Origin of the sequence: Allomuricauda sp. NFXS6 (genome assembly GCF_040148835.1) — a bacterium.
In the GTDB taxonomy this organism is placed as follows: Bacteria; Bacteroidota; Bacteroidia; order Flavobacteriales; family Flavobacteriaceae; genus Flagellimonas.
Window position 1 is genome coordinate 117,017 of the sequence record NZ_JAGEMG010000011.1, and the last position, 13,427, is coordinate 130,443.

Below are 13,427 nucleotides of genomic sequence, written 5' to 3' on the forward strand. Positions count from 1 at the left end.
CTTTCAGATTCTCTTAGAACATCAAATTGGAATATATCATACTTTTGAGGTCTTTGGGAAGTTCGTTCCGGATGTCTTCCATTTCGCCCAAGGACACATATCTCCGTAGAAATAAGAATGTGACATCGATATAGGTCTCGGCAAGGTCGTTCTCTTCCCCGTAGTCGTGGATGGCGGAGCGACCGTCAAAACGCTTCACCAGTTCTATAAACTCATCCATGTGCTTAATGTCCGGTTTCTTTTCCCTTGGGTTCCATCCATTTACGTAGGCCCCTTTAAGAAACATGGGCAGTTGCGCAATTAGTTGCAGCGATTCTTCTACAGATATGAGCTCCCGTAGGGCATGCATGATCGAAACAAATATCCTGCCCGCTTTTTCGGTGTCTTTTCCCATGCCCAATTGTTTGGCATATTCGTTCAAGAAGGTATTGCCTTCCTGTGCATATTGATTAAAATTCAGTGCCATGGTCTTTTGCATTTAAAAATTATAGTTAAAAATGGTGTATAAAACGATTTCTTGAAATGACCCCCGTCAATGGCACTGCTTGACATAATGACCCAAATCATTTCCATGTGAAGGAAATAGAGGTTTCTTTGAATTCCTATAAATTTAAATTGACCATGAAAAAAGAAGATATAGAACTGTTGGCAGGAGAACATGCAGCACCCTGTGTCTCCATTTATATGCCAACCCATAGAACAGGCGAAGCCGTTCTGAAGGGCCATGATAGACTTCTGCTCAAAAACCTTTTGAAAGATGTGAAACGTAATCTGGCCAATCAGGAATATGACCAAAAAACAATTAGTGCCCTTGCCGCCCCTATACAAGAATTGATTGATGCCAAACACGATTGGAACTTCAGGTCCGAAGGTCTTGTCCTTTTTATTTCCCCGGATCTTTTCATGACATTTCAACTTCCTTTAAAGTTTTCCCCTCAGACCATTATTTCCTCAGTATTTTACCTGGTTCCCCTCATGCCCTTTTTTGTGGATGGCGAAAACTTTATCCTCTTGACTTTGGAACTCAATGAAGTGAAGCTTTATAAGGTCGGTCGGTACAGCATTAAGGAGATTTATATTGAGGAAAAAATCCCTTCCCGGATGGAAGATCAAGTAGGTTATGACCATGAACAGAAAAATTTGCAATTCAGAAGCCAACAGCAAGCTTATGGAGAAGCCATGTTCCATGGCCAAGGTGAGGGGAAAGAAGATAGAAAAGATGAAATCCTGACTTTTTTTAGAGGTATTGACCGTGGATTGTCCTCCATTTTAAGTGCAGAAAATACTCCTTTGCTCCTCGCAGGGCTGGACGAGCAGATTTCAATCTATAAAAAGGCCAATTCCTATCACAACCTCTTTGAAAAACATCTTTCATGCCATCCATCTGACCTAAGTTCGGATGAACTGCAATTAGGGGCTTGGAAGCTTTTGGAATCCCATTTTGACCAAGAACGAAACGAAAAATTGGAGATGTTCCAGCGTTACCAAGACACGGGGAGAACCTCACAACAGATCAATGAAATTATCCCAATGGCCATTCAGGGCAGAGTGGACACGCTTTTTATCCAATATGATATGGATGTATGGGGAACCTACGACCCAACAAACAACCTTTTAAAAATAAGTCACGAACACCGGTCTCCTGCTGTACCCTTGGATAATTTGATGGTGGTAAATACTTTTCTACAGGGAGGTAAGATATACTTAATGGACAAGATGGAAATGCCCGTTCCAAGCTCGGAGTGCTGTGCCATTTTCCATAAATGAACAAACCAATAAGAACGCACTCCCCCCCCGTTACTTTTAGATATAGGCGGAAGATTTTCCAAAGGCTACATCAATGGATGGAAGCCTAGATTGATAAAAACAACAGCCTTCCCAAATAGAGTCTGACAAAACCGCTGAATATTCAGTGAAATATGTGTTTGATTTTTCGGTAAAGTTTAGCAAATAAAATCATGGGCAATTCACTTTTCAACATTGAAAGTCCAAGATTTTGTTGGCCCAAGGTCAGATTGAGTTTCATTTTTTCCACCTCAATTTGTCTTTTGAGCTTTAGAATTTTTAATCTTTGGTCTATATCCGAAAAAGAATGGTACCTGGCCTTCATTTTCAATCAAAATAGTATATGGAAAATCTTTTGATCAAAGGACTGCTCAATTTATCCCTCAAAAGGGCATATAATCCAATGAGAAGCACATAGAACAACCCTACAACCACAAATCCAAGGACCATACTGTCAAAAACAACTCCCAAACCATAGGAAACGGCTATGGAAAAAAGCAACAAGGCCAAAAACAACAAAGCCGATACGATGAACCACCCCAGAATACGATCAATGAGATGCATCAATATCTTAAAGACCTTCAGTTCGTAGTACTCCCGTGTTTGCTCTACATAGGCATGTATGCTCTCATCTGTATCCCTCAAATTTTCCTTTAAGTCCTGAAACATATCAAAATCTACTTTTGTAACCGTTCGTTTTTCTTTTTGAGCTCTTCCAATTTATACTCTAATGAATCTATGATATCCTCGGCCTTATAGCTCATATTGGATATCACATCTTCAAGTTTGTCTTCAATTTTCTTTCTCCTTTCATGCACACTTTGGGAGAGTTCGTCCACTGCATGGGAAGCCTTCTCGGATATGTCATGGGTAACATCCTGGGCTTTGCGCTTAATTTTCTCCCTGGTTTCTTTTCCTTTATCCGGAGCAAAAAGTATCCCAATTCCCGCTCCAACAATGGTCCCTGCCAATAGGGCCAAGACTATATCTCCGTTTCTGGTTGCCATATGATCAATTTTTATCGTTTATATTGTAAAAATAGCCCAACAACTTATCATTTCTGATGATATAGATCAGTTGCCCAATACTTTAAAAAATATTTCTACAAAAAAAGAAAAACCAACACTTTATTGATACCCAATTCTTTATTAAAGAATCCCATGGCCTCAAATGTTCACCAATGTGACGACGATCATTTCACCTAAAATGTAAACCATGCAATTTTGAACGAACAACCCTGACCCAATGCGGGGTAAAAACTAAAGCCATGAAAATGAATAATCGATACTTGCTGTTTATTATGCTTTTCGCCCTTTGGAATTGTAAACAAAAAGTGGAGAAAGCAACACCGGAACCTGTTCCCAAAACAGTCAAAAAACAAGAAACACCAACGCCAGAACTAAAAGCGATAGCACAGTTCATAGGCATGGCATCGGACTCTTTGGGCATACCAACTGAGCTGCAAAGTTGGACCATCGATAAAAATGGCGAATTGGACAGTATTGGAGTACAAAAGGCCTCACTTCTCTTCAAAAAGTTACTCACGTCGAGCAAGAGTAATCTTTATCCCATATTTGAGGCCAGAGATGGGAAAGAGGCCTTGATCGTTATGGCCAATCAGGGTTATGACGGAAATATCCGAGGGACGTTCTTGGTCGATAAGAACACAATGGAAATCAAGAAAGCTGCCTTTGAGCATGTGGCCGAATCCGAAGGGTATGGTGCCGCTATCGCATTTTCATCATTTGAAGAACAATTTGTCGGAACCAAGGTCAATTGGGGTGAAAACACGTTTGGATTGAACCAAAACAATACAACCATAATAAAAGGGGACAAAGTGGTCGATGGCATTTCAGGTGCTACCATAACCAGCAGGCTCACGGTGGAAATGGTCAATGATGGCCTAAAAAAATACAAGCCCTTTTTCATAACAAATTAGGTCTATCGTAGCGTGCTCGATGACTCAGGTCATTGTGTGATGCAAGCTGTGCAGGTAATTTTACGTTCAAAACATTAACACTAATTTGACAAAATGAAAATCCTTATTGTATATGGCACAAGTGAGGGTCAGACCCGAAAAATTGCCAGGTTCATGGAAGAAGTGCTTCAAGGAGGCGATCACAAAGTGGTCATTGCAGATGCCACCGAAGAGCCTCCTTCTCCTGATGGTTTTGAGGCTGTTCTGATCGGTGCCTCGGTGCACATGCAAAAATATCAAAGTGCTGTGTCCAATTATGTCATGCGCCATCTGGACATCCTCAATAAAAAGCATTCCGCATTCTTTTCGGTTTCAATGGCCATTGCTTCCAACATAGAAGAAGAGCATGAAGAAATCAAAAAAATGACTTTGGATTTCTTGGAAAGAACAGGATGGAACCCAGGTGAAGTACAATATTTTGCAGGAGCTTTAAAATATACCCAATATGATTATTTTAAAAAGCTCATCATGCGAATGATTGCAAAAAAAGAGGGAGGCAGCACAGATACTTCCCGTGACCATGAATATACGGATTGGAACAATGTAAAAACATTTGTTCTCAACTTTTGTTCAGAAACTGTACAATCAGCAAGGTAAGTTTAGGAAGGTTATTTTTTATCAATTCATTTTAAAACTAATGTCATGGGATTCAATTTTGACCAATACACCGCAGAAGGAAACACCTTTTTGAATGATTATGCCAAACAGATGTCCATGGAAAACGATAGGGACAGAGCAGGCAGGATCATGACTTCAATACTTTATGCCTTGAGGGATATCATCTCCCCCACTGAATCCATGCAGTTTATTGCCCAACTGCCCATGATTATAAAGGCCATATACGTGAATGGATGGGCCATAGGCAAAAAAAGGACAAGGGTCAAAAATTTGAAAGATTTTATCCAGCTCGCCAAAAAACATGATGGCACTGCCGCTACCAATGACTTTGGATACGATGATGATGCGGCGGAAGACTATATCCAAACAACTTTTCTGTTCTTAAAAAACTATGTGTCCCAGGGCGAACTGGAGGATATCAGGGATGTATTGCCGAAAGGCTTAAAAAATATCATCCCATCGCATATAATCAATGAATAAACAATATGGGCTTCCGTTCACCATGAATAAATTTGGTCTTTTCCAACTTGTAAGTTTATCGGAATGCACAGTAGTAAAATGTTGCTCTTGGAAAGACTAGGTTATGCTTTTGGCCAAGTGCAAATGATCAATATCATTTCCTATTTTGCCAAAGTAATCTAGTTTTGGTGCATTCCCCAGTATATTTTTAGAACAGATAGATGCGCCCTAAAAACAATGGTACAGAAGAAGATGGTAAAGGTAAAAAAACCATCAACACCCCAAAACCTCCCAAAAGGGAATACAACTTTAGCTGGGTCAATTGGTTATTGGTGGTTTTTCTGTTGTTCTTGACCGTTTTCTTCAACCGTTCTGGTGGTCCCAAAGAAATCAGTTGGTCAGAAATGGAAGATACCTTGCTCCCCACGAACGCCATCGAAAGGATTGTTGTCGTAAATAAAGAGATTGCGGAAATTTATCTGAAAAAAGACCTCTCGCAAGAACCAGAATTAAAGGAAGTCACAGATGGTCAGTTCTCTACCGATAAAGGTCCGCACTACTTCATAACCATTGGCTCGGTAGAAAGTTTTGAGAACAAATTGCAACAAAAACAACAAAGCCTTCCATCAGTAGAAAAAATTGACATACAGTATGAAAACCGGACCAATTGGATTACCGTGTTTTCATGGTTATTGCCCTTAGCAATCATCATATTGTTCTGGATGTTTATACTCCGAAGGATGGGGAATGGAAATAGTGTCAATCCGTTGTCAAACTTTGGAAAATCTACGGCCAAACTTACAGAAAAAGGAACTAAGAGTACTGTTACCTTCAATGATATTGCCGGACTTAAAGAAGCTAAGATCGAAATCATGGAGGTTGTTGACTTTCTCAAAAACCCCGAAGAGTACACCAGTTTGGGGGCCAAGATTCCTAAAGGTGTCTTGCTTGTGGGACCTCCTGGTACGGGAAAGACCCTTATGGCCAAAGCGATGGCCGGGGAGGCCCAAGTACCTTTTTTTTCGATATCGGGGTCGGAATTCGTGGAAATGTTCGTCGGTGTAGGTGCATCCAGAGTACGGGATCTTTTCAAGCGTGCCAAAGAAAAAGCCCCAAGTATCATTTTTGTAGATGAAATAGATGCCGTAGGACGCTCCAGAGGCAAGATCAACGCTTTTCAGACCAATGATGAACGCGAAAATACCTTGAACCAGCTTCTAACGGAATTGGACGGATTCGGCGAAAATACAGGGGTAATCGTGTTGGCTGCTACTAACCGCCCCGATGTGCTCGACAAGGCCCTATTGCGTCCCGGTAGATTTGACCGTCACATTTATCTGGAACTTCCAGACCAATCCGAACGTATCGAAATCTTCGAAGTACACTTGCGTCCCTTGAAACTCTCCAAAGATGTGGATGTGGAAATCTTGGCCAAACTCAGTCCGGGGTTTTCTGGAGCCGATATTGCCAATATTTGCAATGAAGCGGCCCTGATCGCCGCACGAAAGAAAAAAAAGGCTGTGGAACAAGAAGACTTTATCGCTGCACGCGACCGAGTCATTGGAGGTATGGAGCGTAAGAACAAGATAATTTCTCAAAAGGAAAGGGAAATTGTGGCATATCATGAAGCTGGCCATGCCGTGGCAAGCTGGTATTTGGAACACGTGGACTCCCTCGTAAAGGTATCTATCATTCCAAGAGGCAAATCATTGGGTGCGGCATGGTACCTGCCCGAAGAACGGCAGATTGTGACCAAATCACAGTTTCTGGACCAAATTTGCGCATCGCTCGGTGGGCGTGTGGCGGAAGAAATCGTTTTTGGGGAAGCTTCCTCCGGCGCGCTGGACGATTTGGAGAAAGTGACCAAACAAGCATATACTATGGTTGCTTATTACGGCTTGGACAAGGAAGTTGGGCCTATCAGTTACTACGATTCCACTGGGCAAAACGAACAAATATTGGGCAAGCCCTATAGCGAAGAGATGGCCAAATTAATCGACACGGAAGTAAGGGATTTGGTAATCACATCCTACGAGCGGACCAAAAATCTTTTGTTGAAACATCGAGAGGAATTGGAAAAACTTGCCCAATTACTTTTAAGACAAGAAGTAGCGGAAAAAACCGACCTCGAAAAACTCTTGGGAAAGAGAGGTGAAAAAATATTGGCTGATAGTATTTAATTTTTGTCCTAGCAACTTAACGCTTCATGTTGCCATAACTATTTTCTAAAGCAGTTCATTACTACACTGGGGTAATCACTCTTCGTAATCAAGCCCAAAGCTTGGAGTAAAAAAACCGGAGTCTAGATTTAGAGGTTTCTTTATCAAGATATTGGCATTTGTACAATGCCATAAGGGAAGTTGGAGCAAAATCACTCCTCCACCGCAAAACAAACCCTGACAGAACTGTCTGGGTTTTATTTTTTTACTACAATTACGCTAAATCCTTCAAATGCTTCACTTCCTAAGAATATCACAAACCCACCATTCAAATTTTATTGTATCAACAATCAAAATCCATGAAATTGCCTATCTTTTAGCCCAACTAAATGATTTGCTTAAACCAACTAATATGCTATTCAGAATCAACCAATCAAAAGCCACATCAAAACGTATCTTATTACTAATAAATTTTGTTTTTTGCCTAACCTTACTGATTGGATGTAAAACCGAGGTCAAAGAAGAACCTAAAAGACCCAATATTGTATTCATAATGTCGGATGACCATGCATATCAAGCCATTTCTGCGTATGACAACAGTTTGATAGAAACCCCAAATATTGATAGAATTGCCGAAATGGGCATGTTGTTCACTAACGCAAGTGTCACCAACTCTATTTGCGCCCCTTCCAGAGCTACCATTCTAACCGGAAAACACTCCCATGTGAATGGTAAAGTGGATAATGTTTCTCCCTTTGATACCACCAACGTCACCTTTCCACAACTATTGCAAAAATCTGGTTATCAAACCGCTATGTTCGGAAAATTGCACTTTGGCAACAATCCAAAAGGATTTGATCAGTTTAAAATACTGCCCGGGCAGGGCTCCTATTACAACCCGGATTTTATAACCAAAAACGAAGGGGAAATTACGGTTAAAGGGTATGTAACGGACATTGTAACGGATATGACCCTCGATTGGCTCGATAATGAACGCCAAGAGGACAAGCCCTTTATGCTGATGTACCTCCACAAAGCACCGCACCGTTCTTGGTTTATGGCAGAGAGACACATGCAAGAATACACGCAAAAAACCTTTGAAGAACCAGCCACTTTATTTGATGAACACGATGGGATGCCCGCCGCCAAAGTTGCCCAAATGAAAATTGATGGCAATATGGGCTGGGCCAACGACAGCAAGCTGTATCCAGAAGTTATGGATCAATTAGGTCTGGAGGAAGTCATTGGTTTTGACAAATTGAGGTTTGAAAATGCGATTGGGCGAATGGATTCCACCCAACGAGCCAATTTTGATGCAGCCTACGAAAAAGTAGCCGAAGATTTTATAGCACAATACCCCAATATGTCCGATGAAGACATTGCCAAATGGCGCTACCAAAGGTATATGCAGGACTACCTTGGCACCATAAAGTCCGTTGACGAGAATGTTGGTCGGGTCTTGGACTATTTGGAGGCCAATAATATGATGGAAAACACCATTATTGTGTACACTTCGGACCAAGGATTTTATCTGGGAGAGCATGGTTGGTTCGATAAAAGGTTTGTCTACGACGAAAGTTTAAAAACCCCGTTGCTAGTTTCTTGGCCAAACAAGATAAAATCTGGAAGCGTATCGGATGAGCTTGTTCAAAACTTGGATTTTGCGCAAACATTTCTCGATGTCGCCGGTGCTCCTCAACCCAGCGATATGCAAGGAAAAAGTTTAGTTCCCGTTCTGACAGATGATTTGGACAATTGGGAAAGGGACGCTGTATATTATCATTATTACGAACATCCATCCGAACATAATGTGAACAGGCACTATGCCGCCATCACCAAAGATTACAAGTTGATACACTACTATTTTGACCTTGATTATTGGGAATTGATAGACAGGAAGAAAGACCCTCTGGAACAACACAATTATTACGATGACCCAGCCTATGCCGAAATCCAAAAAGACTTGCACCAAAAGCTTGATGCACTGCGTGAACAATACGGTGATTCCACAGCACTGAGCCAACAGTACATTGATGAATTTATGCCATTGGCAAAAGAAGGAAAAGTATATGGTGTTGAAGATGATATTTTGGAACCCATTATTGAAAAGTGGGAAAGTTCCAAGGAGAAAGACTAATGCCAATACAAACCGTTGGAAAATTAATTTTCATACCTTTTTAATCTTAACCCAATCAAACCTTAAAAAATGTTGCGCATAAAATCGTTGAAGGGAATCATCCTTCTTGGACTACTTATCGTATGTTCCTGCCAAAAAGAATCATCAAAGCCAATTGAAACCCCTCTAACCATTCAATTGGACTCGGCCTACCTCAATCAAAAAGTGACGGAAGCCAATAATTTGGGAGCAGTTCAATTGGCCGAAGGCCTTCAACTCAACCTTTGGGCTCCCGACACCCTTGCCCCTGACCCCATCGCTATGGATATCGATGCACAAGGCCGTATCTTTTTTACACGAACCAACCGTCAAAAAAATTCAGAATTCGATATACGCGGCTATCGGGATTGGATGACAGCATCCATTAGTTTTGAAAGCGTAGCAGACCGAAAGACATTTTTGCACGAAACATTTGCTCCCGAAAAGAGTGAAGAAAATGCATGGTTGGCAGACCTCAATAATGATGGCAGTCACGATTGGATGGATTTAGCTGTGGAAGAAGAAGAAGTCTGGCGTTTGGAAGACGCCGACAACGATGGGCTTGCCGAAAAAGCAACTCGGGTAGTACACGATTTCCACACCGAAGTAACCGATGTGGCCAATGCTTTGGCCGTGGACGGTGAAAACTTGTTCGTTGGGGTTGCCCCGGATATGTGGCGTATGGAAGACACCAACGGCGACGAAGTATTTGACACCAAAACTTCCCTTGCCACTGGATTTGGCGTTCATATAGGGTTTGGAGGGCACGGAATGTCAGGTGCCGTTATGGGACCCGATGGCAAACTCTATTGGGGAATAGGCGATATTGGTGCCAATATTACCGATAACGAAGGGAATCGCTACCCCTACCCTAACCAGGGAGTAATTGTACGTAGCAATCCCGATGGGTCCGATTTTGAGGTTTTTGCCCATGGTCTTCGCAATACCCATGAGTTTGTTTTTGACAAGTATGGCAACATCATTTCCTCTGATAATGATGGAGACCACCAAGGTGAAAGTGAGCGTTTGGTTCATATTGTTGAAGGTTCCGATGCGGGATGGCGATCCAACTGGCAATACGGAAAATATACGGACCCAAAAAACAACGACTACAAGGTTTGGATGGACGAAAAACTGTACTTGCCCAGATGGGAAGGGCAAGCCGCCCATATCATCCCTCCTATCACGAATTACCACAATGGCCCTACGGGAATGTTGTTTAATCCAGGAACTGCTTTGGGCTCGGAATGGGTGGATAAGTTCTTTCTGGTTGAATTTGTGGGCGACCCTTCTCTGTCGCATATCTGGTCTTTCGATCTAAAACCCAAAGGAGCCTCCTTCGAACTCAATTCCGAAGTGGATGTGCTCAGCGGCATTTTGCCTACCGCCATAAAATTCGGTCCGGATGGAGCGCTTTACCTTGCCGATTGGATCAACGGTTGGGATACAAAAAATTCAGGTCGTGTTTGGAAACTGGACGTAACCGATTCAGAGAACGATTTGGCCGAGCAACGTGTGGAAACCCAAAAATGGATGACTACGGACTTTGAAGCTTTGGACAATGACGAACTCGTAGAATTATTGCACTATCCCGACATGCGAATTCGTCAAAAAGCACAATTTGAATTGGCCAAAAGCACCTTTTGGGGCCATCGAAGGTTAAAGCAAGTAGCTCAAGAAGACGATAATCAATTGGCCCGGATCCATGCCATTTGGGGTATTGGACAACAGGCCGGAAAAGATACCGATAAAGCGGACCTATTGGTGGAACTTTTAAATGATGATGACCTAGAAATCGTAGCGCAAAGTTTAAAAGTTTTGGGAGATGTACGCCATTCCGGAGGAAGCGATAAAATGATTTCATTACTTAATTCTAAAAACCCTCGAGTGCAGTTTTTTGCTGCCCAAGCATTGGGAAGAATCAAAGCGGAAGATGCCGTACAACCCCTATTGGATATGTTGGCAGAAAACTCAGATGAAGATCTCTATCTCCGTCATGCCGGTGTTTTGGCATTGACAAGAATCGGAAACTACGAACCTTTGGTCGACTTGGCACAAAGTGATAATCGTTCCCTAAAAATTGCAGCCGTTTTGGCTTTACGACGAATGAAACGTCCGGAAGTTGCCGTTTTTCTTAAGGATGCTGATGAATACATTGTTACCGAAGCTGCCCGAGCTATTAACGATGACAAGGGAATCAAAGAAGCCCTTGGGGATTTGGCCGCACCTTTGGAAAGCCCAAAGTTCAATTCCGAACCACTTATGCGACGTGTTATCAATGCTGCGCTTCGATTGGGAGGTGAAGAACAACTGGACAATCTGATTGCCTATGCCAAAAATGAAAATGCCCCTTCGGCATTACGAGGTGAGGCATTGGCCGCACTCAGCACATGGTCTTCCCCGTCGGTTATGGACCGCGTTGACGGCTATTATTTAGGGGAAAAAGAAAGACCGTTAGAGCCCATTCAAAACAAAGTAACGGGAAGTATGTCAGATTTTTTGGCTGATGACAATCCAGAGGTATTGGTCGGGGCCTTAAAACTATTGTCCGCCTTGCAACTACATGGGCATGAAGACCGATTGGTTCAATTGATGCGCACCCATCCTTCGCCGCAAGCAAGAGCCGAAGCTTTGACTGCCTTGGGCAATACGGGGTATAATCAGCTGGCGCAAGTTATGCGTATGGGCATGAGTGATGAAAATGCTCAGGTGAGACGAACTGCGGTGACTTTGATCGGTGAACTTTCCTTGACAAAAGAAGAATTGCCAGGTATCGTAAACCCCATATTCAGTAAAGGAGGTACTGGTGAACAACAAGCGCTTTTGGAAGTTTTGGCAGAAATGCCCGTTGAAAAAAGTGAAGTTGTCCTGGCTAATTTGTTGAAGCAGGCCGCTCGTGGTCGCATTGATGAAGCCGTAATGCTCGATTTGATGGAAGCCGTCGACAACAACAACTCCGAAATGGTTGAAAACGAACTCGCAGCTTTAAAAAAGCAAGGTTATGGCACCGATGCCTATGCAGAAACCTTATATGGCGGCAATTGGTGGGCCGGTCGAAATGTTTTTATAAGTAACCCAACGGCCCAATGTGTTCGCTGTCATGCATTAAAGGGCTCCGGTGGCCAAGTAGGCCCTGCAATGGACGATATCGGCAACAGATTGACTCGCGAACAAATTTTAGAATCTTTGATAGCGCCCTCTAAACGAATCGCTCCGGGTTATGGAAGCGTGGTGTTGACCTTGACCAACGGACAGGAGGTTACAGGGCTATTGGAAGAAGAGAATGATGAAGCATTGATTCTGCGTACTTCCGATGCCGAACCACTAGAGGTAGCGCACTCGCGCATTAAAACAAGGCGGAACTTGCCTTCGGGAATGCCCGCCATGGGTAAAATGATCAGCAAAAGGGAATTACGAGATTTGATAGAATATTTAAGCAATCTTAAAACAAAGGAATGAGTCGACCGCTTTCTCAAAAGTATTGGATTGCGTCATTCTGAATTCATTTCAGAATCCCATAATGCAGATAAGCAAATCACTCTGGGAACCTGAATGAGTCCAATTAATTACGATTGCCGTTGTTCACGTAAATTTTGATATTAATTTAATAGAATCAATCGGCGATTTTCTTATAGCTGTCCGTAACTTTAAGATAGTTTAGTTATTCACCCTAAAATACTCCAGATATGAAAAAAATTCTTTTCCTTACAGGTGATTTTGCCGAAGATTACGAAACCATGGTACCTTTTCAAATGCTTTTGATGGTTGGCTACGAGGTACATGCCGTTTGCCCAGACAAGAAAAAAGGCGATACCATTAAAACCGCCATTCACGATTTTGAAGGCGACCAGACCTACACCGAAAAACCAGGTCATAATTTTGAATTGAACTACAGTTTTTCGGAAGTTGACCCTTCCGATTATGCAGGATTGGTCATTGCCGGAGGTCGTGCACCAGAATATCTTCGCCTAAACCAGAAAGTGCTGGATGTGGTCAAGCACTTCTTTGACGAAAACAAACCCGTAGCGGCCGTTTGTCACGGTATTCAAATACTCACCGCAGCAGGCGTGGTAAAAGGTCGTAAACTGACTGCTTACCCCGCTGTTGGGCCGGAAGTAACCGTTGCAGGTGGAGAATTTCAAGACATTCCGGTGGATGGAGCCTATGTGGATGGCAACTTGGTTACCTCCCCAGCATGGCCTGCACACCCAGCATTTATTCGTGAATTCTTAAAAGTAATGGGGGCTAAAATATCCATCTAAAAAATAATTCC

General features: G+C 42.5%; 12 protein-coding genes. 8 read left to right on the forward strand and 4 right to left on the reverse strand.

What is annotated here, in order from left to right; translation table 11 throughout:
* Window positions 1-13: 13 nt before the first annotated feature.
* Window positions 14-466, reverse strand: a complete 453-nt coding sequence (locus tag J4E06_RS15535) for a DUF2267 domain-containing protein (protein ID WP_349524905.1) — start codon at window positions 464-466, stop codon at window positions 14-16.
* A gap of 155 nt (window positions 467-621) precedes the next feature.
* Here J4E06_RS15535 and J4E06_RS15540 point away from each other — a divergent pair, with 155 nt between their 5' ends.
* Window positions 622-1,767 carry a baeRF7 domain-containing protein gene (locus J4E06_RS15540; protein WP_349524906.1) on the forward strand — a complete coding sequence of 382 codons (1,146 nt, stop codon included), beginning with the start codon at window positions 622-624 and terminating at the stop codon, window positions 1,765-1,767.
* 142 nt (window positions 1,768-1,909) lie between these two features.
* On the opposite strand, the gene J4E06_RS18425 is transcribed toward J4E06_RS15540, so the two are convergent.
* The 3 genes from J4E06_RS18425 to J4E06_RS15550 are packed head-to-tail and all read right to left on the reverse strand — an operon-like array spanning window position 1,910 to window position 2,792.
* Complete coding sequence (locus J4E06_RS18425; protein ID WP_502877356.1) at window positions 1,910-2,110, reverse strand: DUF6327 family protein; 201 nt, start codon at window positions 2,108-2,110, stop codon at window positions 1,910-1,912.
* A 2-nt stretch (window positions 2,111-2,112) separates the two neighbouring features.
* Window positions 2,113-2,454: a hypothetical protein gene (locus J4E06_RS15545; protein ID WP_349524907.1), complete on the reverse strand. Its 342-nt coding sequence runs from the start codon at window positions 2,452-2,454 to the stop codon at window positions 2,113-2,115.
* Window positions 2,455-2,462: 8 nt separating this feature from the next.
* On the reverse strand, window positions 2,463-2,792 hold the full coding sequence (locus tag J4E06_RS15550; RefSeq protein WP_349524908.1) for a YtxH domain-containing protein: 330 nt from the start codon (window positions 2,790-2,792) through the stop codon (window positions 2,463-2,465).
* 260 nt (window positions 2,793-3,052) lie between these two features.
* On the opposite strand from J4E06_RS15550, the gene J4E06_RS15555 reads away from it, so the two are divergent.
* From J4E06_RS15555 to J4E06_RS15585, 7 genes are all read left to right on the forward strand, one after another.
* Window positions 3,053-3,724, forward strand: coding sequence for an FMN-binding protein (locus J4E06_RS15555; protein WP_349524909.1), 672 nt, complete (start codon window positions 3,053-3,055; stop codon window positions 3,722-3,724).
* A gap of 93 nt (window positions 3,725-3,817) precedes the next feature.
* On the forward strand, window positions 3,818-4,360 hold the full coding sequence (locus J4E06_RS15560) for a flavodoxin domain-containing protein (RefSeq protein WP_349524910.1): 543 nt from the start codon (window positions 3,818-3,820) through the stop codon (window positions 4,358-4,360).
* Between the two features lie 45 nt (window positions 4,361-4,405).
* Window positions 4,406-4,861, forward strand: coding sequence for a DUF2267 domain-containing protein (locus J4E06_RS15565; protein WP_349524911.1), 456 nt, complete (start codon window positions 4,406-4,408; stop codon window positions 4,859-4,861).
* Between the two features lie 200 nt (window positions 4,862-5,061).
* Window positions 5,062-7,020 (forward strand): ATP-dependent zinc metalloprotease FtsH, encoded by a 1,959-nt coding sequence (gene ftsH, locus J4E06_RS15570; RefSeq protein ID WP_349524912.1) that lies wholly within the window; start codon window positions 5,062-5,064, stop codon window positions 7,018-7,020.
* Window positions 7,021-7,411: 391 nt separating this feature from the next.
* Window positions 7,412-9,136, forward strand: a complete 1,725-nt coding sequence (locus J4E06_RS15575; RefSeq protein ID WP_349524913.1) for a sulfatase family protein — start codon at window positions 7,412-7,414, stop codon at window positions 9,134-9,136.
* Between the two features lie 69 nt (window positions 9,137-9,205).
* The gene (locus J4E06_RS15580) at window positions 9,206-12,613 is read left to right on the forward strand and encodes a DUF7133 domain-containing protein (protein ID WP_349524914.1); all 3,408 of its coding nucleotides are present in this window, start codon (window positions 9,206-9,208) and stop codon (window positions 12,611-12,613) included.
* A 227-nt stretch (window positions 12,614-12,840) separates the two neighbouring features.
* Complete coding sequence (locus J4E06_RS15585) at window positions 12,841-13,416, forward strand: DJ-1/PfpI family protein (protein WP_349524915.1); 576 nt, start codon at window positions 12,841-12,843, stop codon at window positions 13,414-13,416.
* Window positions 13,417-13,427 lie beyond the last annotated feature (11 nt).

Bases quoted from the DNA above. Each gene is read 5' to 3' on its own strand.
- J4E06_RS15535 (WP_349524905.1), bottom strand. From the start codon at position 466: ATGGCACTGAATTTTAATCAATATGCACAGGAAGGCAATACCTTCTTG.
- J4E06_RS15540 (WP_349524906.1), top strand. From the start codon at position 622: ATGAAAAAAGAAGATATAGAACTGTTGGCAGGAGAACATGCAGCACCC.
- J4E06_RS18425 (WP_502877356.1), bottom strand. From the start codon at position 2,110: ATGAAGGCCAGGTACCATTCTTTTTCGGATATAGACCAAAGATTAAAA.
- J4E06_RS15545 (WP_349524907.1), bottom strand. From the start codon at position 2,454: ATGTTTCAGGACTTAAAGGAAAATTTGAGGGATACAGATGAGAGCATA.
- J4E06_RS15550 (WP_349524908.1), bottom strand. From the start codon at position 2,792: ATGGCAACCAGAAACGGAGATATAGTCTTGGCCCTATTGGCAGGGACC.
- J4E06_RS15555 (WP_349524909.1), top strand. From the start codon at position 3,053: ATGAAAATGAATAATCGATACTTGCTGTTTATTATGCTTTTCGCCCTT.
- J4E06_RS15560 (WP_349524910.1), top strand. From the start codon at position 3,818: ATGAAAATCCTTATTGTATATGGCACAAGTGAGGGTCAGACCCGAAAA.
- J4E06_RS15565 (WP_349524911.1), top strand. From the start codon at position 4,406: ATGGGATTCAATTTTGACCAATACACCGCAGAAGGAAACACCTTTTTG.
- ftsH (WP_349524912.1), top strand. From the start codon at position 5,062: ATGCGCCCTAAAAACAATGGTACAGAAGAAGATGGTAAAGGTAAAAAA.
- J4E06_RS15575 (WP_349524913.1), top strand. From the start codon at position 7,412: ATGCTATTCAGAATCAACCAATCAAAAGCCACATCAAAACGTATCTTA.
- J4E06_RS15580 (WP_349524914.1), top strand. From the start codon at position 9,206: ATGTTGCGCATAAAATCGTTGAAGGGAATCATCCTTCTTGGACTACTT.
- J4E06_RS15585 (WP_349524915.1), top strand. From the start codon at position 12,841: ATGAAAAAAATTCTTTTCCTTACAGGTGATTTTGCCGAAGATTACGAA.